The sequence below is a fragment of the Natrialba asiatica DSM 12278 genome (genome assembly GCF_000337555.1).
Classification (GTDB): domain Archaea; phylum Halobacteriota; class Halobacteria; order Halobacteriales; family Natrialbaceae; genus Natrialba; species Natrialba asiatica.
Window position 1 is genome coordinate 15,393 of sequence record NZ_AOIO01000031.1, and the last position, 13,973, is coordinate 29,365.

General features: G+C 60.5%; 11 protein-coding genes. 8 read left to right on the top strand and 3 right to left on the bottom strand.

The genetic code is table 11. The annotated features are described in order from the left end of the window. Positions 1-249: 249 nt before the first annotated feature. Positions 250-750, bottom strand: a complete 501-nt coding sequence (locus C481_RS13310; protein WP_006109751.1) for a pyridoxamine 5'-phosphate oxidase family protein — start codon at positions 748-750, stop codon at positions 250-252. A gap of 586 nt (positions 751-1,336) precedes the next feature. Between C481_RS13310 and C481_RS13315 the strand changes: the two genes are divergently transcribed. The 4 genes from C481_RS13315 (at position 1,337) to C481_RS13330 (ending at position 5,169) form a co-directional block, all read left to right on the top strand. Beyond that, positions 1,337-2,221, top strand: coding sequence for an HpcH/HpaI aldolase/citrate lyase family protein (locus tag C481_RS13315; protein WP_083860918.1), 885 nt, complete (start codon positions 1,337-1,339; stop codon positions 2,219-2,221). Between the two features lie 145 nt (positions 2,222-2,366). Further along, on the top strand, positions 2,367-3,623 hold the full coding sequence (locus C481_RS13320; RefSeq protein ID WP_006109753.1) for a Glu/Leu/Phe/Val family dehydrogenase: 1,257 nt from the start codon (positions 2,367-2,369) through the stop codon (positions 3,621-3,623). A gap of 135 nt (positions 3,624-3,758) precedes the next feature. Beyond that, positions 3,759-4,262, top strand: coding sequence for a DUF2062 domain-containing protein (locus tag C481_RS13325; protein ID WP_006109754.1), 504 nt, complete (start codon positions 3,759-3,761; stop codon positions 4,260-4,262). A gap of 94 nt (positions 4,263-4,356) precedes the next feature. After that, entirely contained in the window at positions 4,357-5,169 is an 813-nt protein-coding gene (locus C481_RS13330) for a DUF6517 family protein (protein ID WP_006109755.1), read from the top strand. A 129-nt stretch (positions 5,170-5,298) separates the two neighbouring features. Here the strand turns inward: C481_RS13330 and C481_RS13335 are convergent, their stop codons facing one another. Next, entirely contained in the window at positions 5,299-6,486 is a 1,188-nt protein-coding gene (locus C481_RS13335; protein ID WP_006109756.1) for a DUF7544 domain-containing protein, read from the bottom strand. A gap of 189 nt (positions 6,487-6,675) precedes the next feature. On the opposite strand from C481_RS13335, the gene C481_RS13340 reads away from it, so the two are divergent. Then, positions 6,676-7,485: an RIO1 family regulatory kinase/ATPase domain-containing protein gene (locus tag C481_RS13340; protein ID WP_006109757.1), complete on the top strand. Its 810-nt coding sequence runs from the start codon at positions 6,676-6,678 to the stop codon at positions 7,483-7,485. 760 nt (positions 7,486-8,245) lie between these two features. Here the strand turns inward: C481_RS13340 and C481_RS13345 are convergent. After that, positions 8,246-9,655 carry a sodium:solute symporter family protein gene (locus C481_RS13345; RefSeq protein WP_006109758.1) on the bottom strand — a complete coding sequence of 470 codons (1,410 nt, stop codon included), beginning with the start codon at positions 9,653-9,655 and terminating at the stop codon, positions 8,246-8,248. A gap of 143 nt (positions 9,656-9,798) precedes the next feature. Between C481_RS13345 and C481_RS13350 the strand changes: the two genes are divergently transcribed. The 3 genes from C481_RS13350 to C481_RS13360 all read left to right on the top strand — a co-directional run bounded on the left by C481_RS13350 (position 9,799) and on the right by C481_RS13360 (position 13,764). Then, positions 9,799-10,971, top strand: coding sequence for a M24 family metallopeptidase (locus C481_RS13350; RefSeq protein ID WP_006109759.1), 1,173 nt, complete (start codon positions 9,799-9,801; stop codon positions 10,969-10,971). A 124-nt stretch (positions 10,972-11,095) separates the two neighbouring features. Further along, on the top strand, positions 11,096-11,818 hold the full coding sequence (locus C481_RS13355) for a helix-turn-helix domain-containing protein (protein ID WP_006109760.1): 723 nt from the start codon (positions 11,096-11,098) through the stop codon (positions 11,816-11,818). A gap of 410 nt (positions 11,819-12,228) precedes the next feature. After that, positions 12,229-13,764: an aldehyde dehydrogenase family protein gene (locus tag C481_RS13360; protein ID WP_006109761.1), complete on the top strand. Its 1,536-nt coding sequence runs from the start codon at positions 12,229-12,231 to the stop codon at positions 13,762-13,764. The last annotated feature ends 209 nt before the right edge of the window (positions 13,765-13,973 follow it).

Genomic DNA, 13,973 nt, shown 5'->3' on the forward strand with positions numbered 1-13,973 from the left:
TATTCAGAGTGAAACGGACGGCGGTGGGTGCGGGTCACGACGGTTCGGTATCGAGCGTACCGTACCAGTGGTCCTAAATGGAACGATACGACGAGAGGAATTCATCAACTGGGTAACTGTATGGCGCGTCCAGTTCGGAGCGGCAAAGGCTATCGCCGAGAAGATCACCGGCGAGAAGACCTCTGGTGAGAAAACCATCGTCGGGAAGACCGATACGGATCGGCAAGCGGACGGAACCGCGAGCCATTCCTACTCGAACTGCCAGCGCGTCGAGGAAACCGAGGCATCCAGACCGAAGCCGAAGACCGTCTCCGGGGTTACTTCGTACACCTCGTACGGCGGTTCTCCCGCAGTAGGGGCTCCAGCAGCGTAAAACGCACCGTCACGAACCTCCACCTCCCACTCGTATTTAGTCGCATACGCGCCAGCCACGTCTTGGAGCGCGGTTTCGTCGCTCCGCTTCGTCGCCTCGCCTTCGACCACGAAGTGGAACGTATCCGTTTCGGTCGCGAGACTGCAGGACGGAACGGCTGTGAGATACCCAGACTTTCGCGTGGCTGCCCCCGAACAGAAGTACATCGCGTCCGCGACCCAGACGGCGAGCAACGGTCGAACGTGCGGCCGACCGTCCGAATGCACTGTTGCGAGCCAGTAGTAATCGGCTGCCGCGAGCCGCCCGCGCGCATCCGTCCACGCAGTCGCGTTACCGTCTCCGAGGGGCTGTGTTTCCGGTCGCTTCCTTTGAGTCATCGATGCTTCCCGTACTCCCTTCGATCGCCACCTACATGAACAGCGCGCCACGGGAAATAGACGAGAAAATGATGATCGGCGTGTAACTGCTCTGTCCGATCTGTAACCGTTCTTTCCCGGTCGTTTTCGTTCTAGTCTAGTTTTGTATTGTATATTTCGATACCAGACGTTCTCGCCGGGAACAATACATCTCTCTTTCACGCTCGTTTCCTCCATCGAAACCGACGACAAAACTCCGCTTCTTCTCCCCCCACCCGGCCCTCGACCGGATACACTCTGAATCGGGGGTGCCCCCGGGCGACCACACCCGGTTCATTGATTCGATAACGACTGCACCGGCTCTCACCCGCTATCGCGTTCGAAAATAGGTACTGGTTACCGTGAGAACCATCGAGAGTTCACGAGAACGCCACCCCTGATTCAGAGTGAAAACGATTCGGCGGACGTCGGTCCCTCACGCCGGCCGTTTCACTTTGAACGAGGGGTGTCTCAGCGAGCCACCGATCGGTGAGCGCACTCGGGTACCCACGACGGGGCGAGATTCGGAATCCCTACTTTCACGTCACCACTTCACGCACACTGAGACATGGTACGACGTAGTCTCCTCTTCACACCCGGTGATCGCCCGGAAATGCTCCACAAAGCGCCCGAATCCGGTGCCGACACGATCGTCTTCGATCTCGAAGATGCGGTGGCACCCAGTCGGAAAGATGCGGCCCGAGAAACGGTCCGCGAGGTCCTCTCGGATCCCGAGTTCGCGTCGGATTGTGAAGTCTGCGTGCGCGTCAACGCGTCGTCCGCGGCCGTCGCCGCAGATCTCGAGGCGCTTCTCGCTCACGGACCCATCCGACTCGACAGTCTGTTGCTCCCGAAAGTCGAGCGTCCCGACGACGTCGAAACCCTCACGGGTGAACTCGAACGGTTCGACAGCGACGCCGCTGACGTTCCCGTTCTCGCGTTGATCGAAACCGCTCGCGGCGTCCTCGCCGCACCCGACATCGCCGGCGTTCCGGAAACCGACGCGCTCGTCTTCGGCGCTGAAGACCTCTCAGCCGACATCGGAGCCACGCGAACCGACGACGGGACTGAAGTGCTCTACGCCCGCGAACGCGTCGTTCTCGCCGCCGCTGCGAACGACTGTTCTGCAATCGATACCGTCTTCACCGATTTCGGGGATGAGGCGGGACTGATCGACGAAACCGAGTTCGCCATTCGACTCGGGTACGACGGCAAACTCGCGATTCATCCTGCCCAGGTCGACCCGATCAACGACGCGTTCACGCCGACGACTGAAGAACTCGAGTGGGCAAGAGGCGTTCTGGACGCGAAACGAGACGCCGACGCTGACGGCCGCGGTGTCTTCGCGGTCGACGGGCAGATGATCGACGCGCCACTGATCGCGCAGGCAGAACGAATCGAGGCCCGAGCTGCGGCGGCTTCCGCGGACGAAGACGGCAGTTCCGACACCTAGCTTTTCCGACTGCCTCCGATCCGAGCGAATTGCCACCTAGTACCATTTCACAGAATATAATGGAATCTATAATCCTTATATTGTGTTTTACTTACTATGGACATCTTCGTCACGCTTATTTCCGGTTCGTTAGAATTGGGGGATAATGGTAGCAGACATCAACCCATTCGAGAGCCTCCAGTCGCAGATCGACGACGCGGCGGCGCACCTCGATATCGGCGACGACGTCATCGAACGACTCAAGCACCCGGAACGAGTTCTCGAAACGAACCTCACGGTCGAACTCGACGACGGTGAACTCGAGCGGTTCAAAGCGTTCCGCTCGCAGTTTAACGGCGACCGCGGCCCGTACAAGGGCGGTATCCGCTACCACCCGAACGTCTCCCGCGACGAGGTCAAGGCCCTGTCGGGCTGGATGGTCTACAAGTGCGCCATCGTCGACATCCCTTACGGCGGCGGCAAGGGCGGCATTATCGTCGATCCGGACGAGTACTCCGTAAGTGAACTCGAACGCCTGACGCGGTCGTTCGCGACGGAGCTTCGTCCTCTCATCGGTGTGGACCGCGATATTCCCGCCCCCGATGTGAACACGGGCCAGCGGGAGATGAACTGGATCAAGGACACCTACGAGACGCTCGAGAATACTACCGAGCCAGGCGTCATTACGGGGAAAAACATCGCGAGCGGAGGCAGCGAGGGCCGCGTCGAGGCGACCGGGCGCTCGACGGTGATCGCCGCGCGCGAGGCGTTCGACTACCTCGACAAGGACCTCGAGGGCGCGACCGTGGCCGTCCAGGGCTACGGGAACGCCGGCTGGATCGCCGCCAAGCTCATCGACGAGATGGGGGCCACCGTCGTCGCCGCGAGCGACTCCAGCGGCGGTATCTACAATCCCGACGGCTTCGATCCGGTTGCCGTGAGGGGCCACAAAAACGAAACCGGCAGCGTCGTCGGCTACGAGGAAAGCGTCGAGGAGGTCACCAACGAGGACGTACTCACGATGGATGTCGATCTGCTCATCCCCGCCGCACTCGAGAACGCAATCGACCGTGACCTCGCCACAGACGTCACCGCCGACGTCATTTCCGAGGCCGCGAACGGGCCATTGACGCCCGAAGCCGACGAAGTACTTCGGAAACGGGACACCTTCGTCATCCCGGACATCCTCGCAAACGCCGGCGGCGTTACCGTCTCGTACTTCGAATGGGTCCAGAACCGCCAGCGCTTTTCCTGGAGCGAACAGCGTGTCAACGACGAACTCGAGACGCTCATCGTCGACGCCTTCGATGCGCTCGTCGATACCTACGAGACATACGATCTTGACAACCCACGGACTGCTGCATACGTCGTCGCAGTCGACCGCGTTGCCAACGCCTACGAGGAAGCGGGTAGCTTCCCCTGATCGGCTATCGAACCGCAGCGCCGCCCTCGACCGTCAGTTATCTTCGAGTTCAGCGAGATGCTGTCAGGGTGACACTACGTCTTTGTCGACCGGGGTCTTTTTCCACGTCCGTCTGGATAGGCCATATAGAGACGCGTGAGCATACGGGACCGGCTCGGTCACTATCGCGAAGAAGCCCTCCACAAGTTAACCGTCGCGATCCAGGAGGAACACACACCCCACGAGGTCGCCGTCAGTTTCGCGATTGGAATTTTCGTGACGACATTACCAACCGGTGGTCTCGGTATCGGTCTGTTCTTCGTGTTCAGTGCCCTGTGGTCGTGGATCTGCAAGCCTGCGCTGTTCGCCTCGGTCGCCGTCCTCAACCCGTTCGTCAAACCCGCCGTCTACCTTTCGAGTGTTCACGTCGGCGGCGTCCTCCTCGGCACCAATCCGATCCGCTCGCACGAAACGATAGCCGAATCTGCCACCGTGACCGCTCACCAACTGATCGTCGGCAACGTCGTGCTCGCGACGATACTCTCGGCCATCAGTTACGTCATCGTCCGGCGACTGACGCGGCTTCACCGTCGCCGAGCGCACCACTCGTCCGATCGCTCGCTCGTCTCGACGATCCGTCAGGTGCTCCGTCGCAACTAAGAACGCCACACGACGGTATCGAGTCCTGTTAGGGAACCGAGAGACAATCACAAGACCAGTAAACACTTATAAACTGATCATTGATTGTGGTAGCATGAAACGTCGAACGCTCCTGGGAAGTCTCGGTGTCGCCGGCCTTACCGGCCTTTCGGGTTGTCTGGGACTCGTTGGTCTGGCGCGCCACGAGTCCTCTCCCGCCGGTGTCGACGCTACCGTTCGCAACGAGACCGGGTACGAGCAGACTGCAATCAACGAGTTCTCCGTCGAGCGAGAGGTCGGTGTCAGCATCGCAACCGAAACGGTCGTGATCACGAATTACATGACCGAACACGAGAAGGCGGTCGACATGGGCCCGCTGGGTGAGCAACGCGGGGCCGTCTTCATCGTCCTGACGACGCCGCAGGTCAATGCGCTCGGTTCGCAGTTCAATCCCGTCGAGGACATGTCCACCGACGAACTCGTCGAGTTGGTCGCGAGCAATTACGACGATATCGGATCCGTATCCTTCGTCGAGGAAACGTCGGTGACGGTGTTCGACGAGTCGACGACCCAGTCCAGATACACCGCCGAAGCGTCGTTCCAGGGACAGCCTGTCGATGTCGCGTTGCACGTGAGCGAGGCCATCGAGACCGACGACGATCTGCTCGTAACGGTCGGCGTCTATCCGAACGAATTCGATTGGAGCGAGGAAGAACAGATATTCTCGCTGATGGACGGTGTCGTTCCGGATATCGACGAGGAGGCCGCTGGCGATACCGAGAACGGAACCGACGAGTCGGACAGTGACGGCAACGACACCGATACCGGCTCCGAGAGCGATACCGAGGGCAACGATACCGACACCGGTAACGGGACGGACGAAAACGGTGACAACGAGGACGACGACCTTCTTTCTGATAGCAACTGACGGGCGTCAATCCTAATCCGTCTGGTTGAGTGCCAACCCGACCATCTGGTTGCGCGTCACCCCCAAGCCGTCTTGTTGGTAGACGTGAGCCGATTTCGACGAGTACATCGAGTTCAGCGAGGGACTGCCTCACCAGCCGCGGTCAGCGTCGTCGTCGCGGTCGTCGCTGGGAGTAGTGTCGTCATTGCGGTCATCGGTGGCGTCGGTTCCAGTTCGGTCATTATCACGGAATCCGGACTCGTCGAGCCACCCGTAGTCGTCGGTTTCGTCGCGGGATTCGGCGTCGAACTCGTCGTGTACGTCGTCGGGGCGATGGGTCCGCTCGTCGGCTCGAACCGTCTCGCCGGCACCGGTGTGATTGGTCCGGGCGGCGCCTCGTTGCTCCGGAACGAGGTCGAGTTCGGAATCGGTGTCGCCGAGCAGGAGCAGCGCGTAGTACTGGAAGTAGGTTCGGACCGGCATCTGGACGAGAGCGACGAGTGCGATGAGCGCGAGCAGACCGACGACGCCGATGGCACCGGCGAGGTAGACCCCGACGCCGCCCAGCGCATACGCCAGTACGCCGACGATCACGAACGGAATCGCGAGGACGACCGCGCCGAAGAGGACGACGAACCCGACGGCGATACTCGTCACGAGTTGCAGAATCCAGACCAAAAGCAGGTAGACGACGTACTCGCCGACGTTCCCTCGAAGCGTCGCCCAGAATCGCCGCCACCCGCCGAGCACGCCGCGGTCCTCGAGCAGCATGATCGGCGCGACGAACTCGGACGTAAAGCGCATCGCGATGGCGTAGACGATATAGAGCGGAATCGCCACGAGCGCAATAAGCGCGAGTTCGCCGACGAACTCGTCCGTGGTGGCCGTGCTGGTGAGGAAGTATCCGACCGGGATGGCGATGACTGCAAGCAGGGCGAGCGAGACGAGCGCCCGGAACGCAAAGAGCCGGATGCCGCGACCGAGATTCGCCCTGCTGTATCGTCGCACGTGAATCTCCGTCGATCGGAGCGTTTCGATGAAGACGAATTCCATGATGGCACCGAGAAGCGCGAACAGGGTCCAGAGCAGGATGCCGACAATGGCGAGGACGACGATTGCCGCAAGGACATCGTCTGGAATCTCGCCGAGTCCGTCCTGTGGCATCGGCTCGTCGGCGACCATCTGTGGATCGCTGGTTGCGAGGTTTCCCGGCGAACCCAGGCTCCCACCGACGAAGAGCACGACGATAGATAGCTTGAGCCACAACCACACGCGCACCGGGAGTAACAGCGCTCGCGTGGTTTCGATCGCATCCCCGAGATCGTCGACAGCATCCATAGCTACGGTAAACGTCTCAGAGCAACGATAAAAATGGTGCTGTCTCTCGTATCCCGTTCGAACTCGAGCGTGAGCCGAGAGTGATGGTTCGCCCGTGCTGTCGATGCGAGCAGCGTTCAGGCGACCGAACACATCTCGTTTGAAACACTTCGAGACGCATTTAACCGCGAATCCACTCACGGTCTAGTAATGGATCTCCGCCAGCTCGCCCGCGGGACCGTCGAGTGGGGACGCATCGAGCGCGTCATCCGCACGCTGGCGGAACGTCACGACCGCGAGTTCGTCCGCGTCGAGTTCCTCGAAGCCGATAACTGGTTGTCGACGCCCTGCGTCATCGACGAGCGATGGTTCGTTAAAATCGTCAGCCGTCAGAACGCGCTCGTCCACGCGCTCTTGACGACGGGGCGGAACGTCGGCGCGGTGTCCTCGGGTACCGAGGGCTTTTTCGACCGCTTCGATACGCCCCGCGAGATGGTCGAACACGAGTACGAGGCGACCCAGCGGATGCGCGAAGTCGGTCTCAACGCCCCTCGGCCGATCGAAGCCTTCGAAGTCAACGGCCTGGGCGTGCTCGTCCTCGAGTACCTTCCCGAGTTCGAGTCGCTCGGAGCGGTCTCGGACGCCGTCGTCGCCGAGCGCGCGCCGGATCTCTTCGAAATGCTCTCGCTCCTGCACGACCACGGCCTGGCACACGGCGACCTGCGCGACGAAAACATCTTGCTTTGCGACGGCGACCTCTACTTCATCGATGCGACCAGCGTCCACGAGAACCGCGTCGCGGAGACGACCGCCTACGACCTCGCCTGCGCGCTCGCCATTCTGGAACCGCGTATCGGTGCCCGCGAGGCCGTCCTCGCCGCCTCGTCGGTCTACGACACCGACGAACTCCTCTCGGCGCGACGCTTCCTCGACTTCGTCCGCCTGCGCCCCGATCACGAGTTCGACTCGACGCTCCTCCGAAGTGAACTCGAGAAGGCGGCGGATCTGAGCCAGCACTGACTGATTGAACGCGTCTCGCAGCGGATCGGACGGTTGCGGTGAGAACGCTGTCCGTGGAAGTTTCGTTTCGGGTTGATGGCTGCGTTTTCGCGCACAGTCAGTGGGTCGCCGTCACTACCGTCAATCGCGAATGCAAAGGTAATCAACCCACATCTTTCGATAATCCACTGATATCCTCATGCAAATTGTAACTCTCTGCTAGAGGGGAAACACGAGATTCATAGCTGAATAGTGCTGACGCTATACTCCGAGTGGACGCCGACGGGCCGATACAGGTTCGGTAGGTCGAGAACAATCCAGGTCTAACGACGCTACGGTTGGCCTCGAGGCAGTCGGCCAGCGAGGTTGTTTAGGACGTCTGTGAGAGCGCTTCGAGTAGAGCGCATCTCAAAGCACTTGGCCCGTTTTCGATGTGATTACAATATTCTCCTCATTACATTTTCTCTGCAATTTGTTCAATTGCTCGCACAAAACGCCAAATAAGGTATAACAATATTGTTGGAATAGCATAATTAAACAAAAGTAACGGTGATACGGGAAATATGCCCGATAGTAAAACGGCTCCGATAACTACTGCAAACGGGACTATTTTTGATAGGTATTGGTCATTCATAGATCGTTAGCGGTTCCGCATTCGAATAGACGTACTCTCACGCATGAGACTCATTTCATCTATCATTTCAGAAGCATATTAAACTAATCGGAGTGATAGCCGCGTCGTCCGAGCGGAAAGCCGGAAAGTACGGCGGGATTCCCCAGTTCAGGCGCGCGTCGGCGACGGCGACGACAACGTACTCGTGAGGTAACTGACGAGGACGATGAGCACGCCGGCGACCGGTGCTGCGATAATCACCGCATCCAGTCCGTAGGGACTCCCGAGAACCGTGTCCCAGGAGACCGCGAGCACGGCACCGGCGATCATTCCGGCGAGGCCGCCGATCTTGGTCAGGCGCTCTCGCATTAGGAAGATCGCGAGCAGCGGCGGCGTGATTGCGGCCCCGTAGGCCGTGTACGAGTACATCTGGATCTCGAGAATCGTCGGGAAATATTGCCCCAGGACGAACGCAAAAATACCGAGGACGACCACGAACGCCCGGGTCAGCCAGAAGACCTGTTGGTCGGACGCATCGGGATTAATGAGTCCCCTGTAGAGGTCCTGGGAGAGGTTGGTACAGGCAGACAGCAGGTAGGAACTCCCCGTCGTGACGATAAACGCCGTGGCGGCGGCCAGCAAAATGCCACCGATCCAGGTCGGAATCTCCGTCGTCGTCGCGATCAGCGCCATTCCCGGATCGAGTTCGGGGAACATCGCTCGCGAGGCGAACGCGATGAGGGGGACCAGCGTCATGGTTGCGACCGCGCCGCCGAACCAGGCGATGAGTCCGGTGTTCGTCCCGTCGTCGGTTTCGCCGGCGATGATGCGCTGGTACATGTTCTGGTCGGCGAGGATCAACAGCAACGGCGGAGCCCACAGCGCGAAGAACTCGAAGAACGAGAGGTTTCCGAGCGCGTCGAGGTGGGTCGCGGGGACGTTCGCGGTGACCCCGCTCCAACCGCCGGCTTCGATGAGGACGAACGGGACTGCGACGACGAGCCCGACGAGCATCAGGAACGCGCTGATCGCGTCCGTGTACGCGACGGACATGAGGCCGCCCATCGCAGCGAGTGCGATGATAATGGCGGTTCCGATGAGCGTCCCCTGGGTGACCGGGATGCCGGTCGTGACGTTCAGTACGTATCCGAGCCCGGTGAACTGGTAGGAAACGATTCCGACGTATGCGAACGCGATGACGAGCAGGCTGATAATACGGCCCTCCTTGCCCAGTTCCTCCTCGATCATTTCGGGGACCGTCAGTTTGTTGAAGGCCCTGATACGCGGCGCGAGCGCTTTCAGGACGCCGATACCGAGGAGTGATCCCGTACCGAGAATAATCGCGGGCCACAGCCCGTTTCCGTACGCCACCGAGTTCGCGCCGCCGGTCACCGTGCCGGACCCCATCCACGTCGCAAGCAGCGTTCCGGCGATAATGACCGCGCCGAGGCTCCGGCCGGCGACCATGAAGTCCTCCGCGGTGTTCGTTTTTCCGTACGCCCAGACACCGACGCCGAGCATCACGACCAGATACGCGGCGACGATGTACAGTAACGTCATGTCGCTCTCGACTGCCATGGCGTGAGAATATGAGACACGGGTGTTAAATACCTCACCGACCAATCGTTCCTGATCGATACACACAGATATCAAATATAAACGCGGCAAGACCGACCTGGTCGGGTTCGGTTTTAATATCGCGAGCCGTCTGATGGCGTGTGATGGCAGACCTCACTATCCCCGAATCGGAACATCGCGAGCGAAAGCGAACAGTGCTAGAGCGCGCTGACGCGGACGGTTACGACGGTCTCGTTCTCTTCGGATCGATAAACATTCACTACGTCAGCGGCATGTACCACCTGCCGACCGAGCGGCCGGTCGCACTCGGGATCACCGACGAGCGCGTCGAGGCCGTCGTTCCGCGACTCGAACAGGAACACGCCTCTCGGGACGAGTTCATAATCGACGAGGTCACGACGTACTTCGACTATCCCCAGGGCGAGCCGATGGAGGCGGTCGCCGATATGTGTGCCCGACTTGGAATCGCCGACGGGAGCATTGCGGTCGATGCTGACGGGAGTCCGGCCCGAAACGGATACACCGGCCCCGCGCTCTCGTCGGTCGTCGCCGCGGACGTCGGCGTCGAGGAGTACATCACCGAGTTGCGCGAAACGAAAAGCGACCACGAAATCGAACTCATCCGCGAGGCGAGCGTCTGGGCTAACCTCGGCCATCGACTCTTGCAGGAGCGCATCGAGCCGGGCCGACGCCCCATCGAAGTCCGGGCGGAAGTCGAGGCCGAGGCGGTCAAGACGATGCTCGATACGCTCGGCGACCGCTACGAGATGCGCTCGTGGGCGAACCCGATGCAGTGTCTGTTCACGACCGGCGACGTGACGGCACGGCCCCACAGCATGGACCAGACGACGCGAATCGAACGCGGAGACAACGTCGTCACGATCGTCAAACCGAACGTCGGCGGCTACACGACCGAACTCGAGCGGACGATGTTCGTCGGGGAGGCTTCCGACGAACAACGGACGTACTTCGAGATCATGACGGAATCTCAGGAGATCGCGATCGACGCGATCGGACCGGGTGTCGAGTACGCCGCAGTCGAGGAGGCCGTCGTCGACTACTACGAAGAGCAAGGCGTAGCCGAGTTCACCCAACACCATGCCGGCCACAACATCGGTATGCAGGGCCACGAACGGCCGTTTCTCGATGTCGACGGTGACGGTGAAATCCGTTCGGGCGAACTGTTCACCGTCGAACCCGGATTCTACGTTCCCGGTCTGGGCGGCTTTCGCCACTCCGATACGGTGCTCGTGACCGACGATGGAACGGAGACGCTGACGTACTATCCCCGCGATCTCGAGAGCCTGATCGTTTGAGAAAGCGCCGGCACGGATTCAGGGAAACCACATATTTTCTAGATTGATGCCCATACTCTTTTCAATCGACACAATTAGCGGACAAAGCGCAACATAGAAGCCCTTGCTACAGACACGCAGAGACATGAGCCTGGAGCACGAGTTATCGAGCGTTCGATTAACCCTCGACCTGTGGCACCCGGACTGCTGGGCCATCGAAGCGACGGACCGAACGGGCGGTGGCGTCCTCGCACACGCGGTCTACAATTCTCCGAAAACCGATGGGACCAGCCCGAACACGGTCGAGGGCCTGTTCACCGCGTTTGGCGATACCGCCGCGGAGGTCCGAGACCTCCTCGATGCGATCCGCGCGTCGAACCATGCCGGAGAACTGTTCGAGCTCCAAAAGCGGTTCGGACGTGCACGCAACGCTCCCGGCAACGTCGTCCGCGAGTTCTTCCTCGAGTACGATCCCGACGAGATGGTCTGTCCGACGCTCCTGGAGAACGGCTTTGTCCACAGCGCGCCGGTCCGGATCCAGAACGGGAGCGAGGAGTGGAACCTCTGTTTCGCGGGCGATCGATCCCGGATCGAAGAATCCTTAGATGACGTGCGCGATCAGGCTGGCGCGGAGGTAACGATCACGTCGATTACGACCGCCGATTCGTCCGAGCGCTCGACGCGCGACCAGCGACTCGATACGCTCACGACGGCCCAGCGCGAAGTATTCGAACGCGCCCGCGAGGCCGGCTACTACGAGTGGCCCCGCGAAATAACGACCCGCGAGCTGGCGGCTGAACTCGATATTGCGAAGTCGACGCTGCTCGAACATCTGCGGACGGCTGAATCGAAGCTTTTGGACCCGTAGTCACGCTCTTGCAACCTCGCTCCAAACGGCCGATCGACGAAGGATCGCTGACGGACACAGACGACGAACACGGACGAGACGCTCCGTCCGCTCTCGAACTCGTCGGTAGACGTCGGAGAATCATTCGGTGTCGTACGGACTATACTGGTGGACGCCGAGCCCGTCAGCGGCCAGTTCGTACTGCGCATCCGTCCGGATGTCCATTACATATAAACCCTGATTATCCCTCCCTTCCCCGGTGCGCCGGCGAGTCGTTCGGGATCCTCCCGAGCTCGGTCGAGATTCGCCCGGAGGAAGGCGTCCAAGTCGGTTCCCGACCAATTGATCGGATTCAAAGGAGCCGAAAACAACCGCCGACACGTGACCATGATCGGTGGGGATTACATGGGATTAGCGCGTAGTTATGAACTATGTCGCACCAATCCGGAACGCAACTGAACCAACACTACATCGATGGCGAGTGGACCGACGGCGACGGCTCGGACACGTTCGCAAGCGAGAGCCCCGCAACGGGAGAGACACTGGCGGAGTTCACACGCGGCACCGAGACCGATGTCGATGCTGCGCTAGCCGCAGCGGACGAAGCCACCGAGGAATGGCGTGAACTCTCGTATATCGACCGTGCGGAGTATCTCTGGGATATCTATCACGAACTGCGCGACCGGCATCAGGAATTAGGCGAGGTCGTCTCCAAGGAGTGTGGCAAGGAGATCTCGGAAGGGAAAGCCGACGTGACCGAAGCCTGGCACATGGTCGAGTGGGCGGCGGGCAACGCTCGCCACCCCCACGGTGACGTAGTTCCGTCGGAAGTCGGTGCCAAGGACGCCTACATGCGACGGAAGCCACGGGGCGTCGTCGGCTGTATCACACCCTGGAACTTCCCGGTCGCGATCCCGTTCTGGCACATGGCTATCGCCCTCGTGGAAGGGAATACGGTCGTCTGGAAGCCGGCCGAACAGACGCCGTGGTGTGGCCAGATTATCGCCGAGATGTTCGACGACGCCGGCATTCCAGACGGCGTGTTTAACATGGTCCAGGGCTTCGGCGACGCCGGCGCGGCGATCACGGACGACGAACGCGTCGACACCGTTCTCTTTACGGGCTCGGCAGAGGTCGGCCAGGAAATCGCCAGCAAGGTCGGCGGCGAACCCGGCAAGCTCGCAGCCTGTGAGATGGGCGGCAAGAACGGCATCATCATCACCGAGGAAGCCGATCTGGACATCGCCGTTCACTCGGCGATCATGTCCTCGTTCAAGACCACGGGTCAGCGCTGTGTCTCTTCCGAGCGCCTGATCGTCCACACGGACGTTTACGACGAGTTCAAGGAGCGCTACGTCGAGATCGCCAAAGACATCGCGGTGGGCGATCCGCTCGAAGAATCGACGTTCATGGGACCGGCAATCGAGCCCGAACACGTCGAGAAGATCCGCAAGCACAACGAACTCGCCGAGCAGGAGGGGGCGAACGTCCTCGTCGATCGCTTCGAACTCGGCGAAGACGAGATCCCGGACGGCCACGAAGACGGCAACTGGGTCGGCCCGTTCGTTTACGAGATCGAGTACGACACGGACCTGCGCTGTCTCAAAGAGGAGTGCTTCGGCCCGCACGTCGCCCTGCTCGAATACGAGGGTGACATCGAGGATGCCGTCGATATCCACAACGACACGCCCTACGGTCTTGCCGGCGCCGTGATATCCGAGGATTACCGCCAGATCAACTACTTCCGCGATCACGCCGAGATCGGTCTCGCGTACGCGAATCTGCCGTGTATCGGTGCCGAAGTGCACCTGCCGTTCGGCGGAGTCAAAAAGTCCGGCAACGGCTACCCCTCGGCTCGCGAGGCCATCGAGGCCGTCACCGAGCGTACCGCCTGGACGATGAACAATTCCAAGGACATTCAGATGGCTCAGGGCCTTTCGGCCGACATCACCACGCAGGACGACTGACTGTCGCCGACGCTCTGTTCCCGGGTTTTCTTCTCTTGTGAGTCGGTTTCAACCGATCCAGCGGAACGACGAGTTCAGTGAGTCGGTACTGGTTGTGCCATCGATCGATAACTGATAGCAATGGGCGGTGACAACTGAATAGTACGTAATGAGCGGTGAGCAACGGCTGGTAACTGGTAAAAGGCGAAAGGAAGATGTGGACGAGGGGC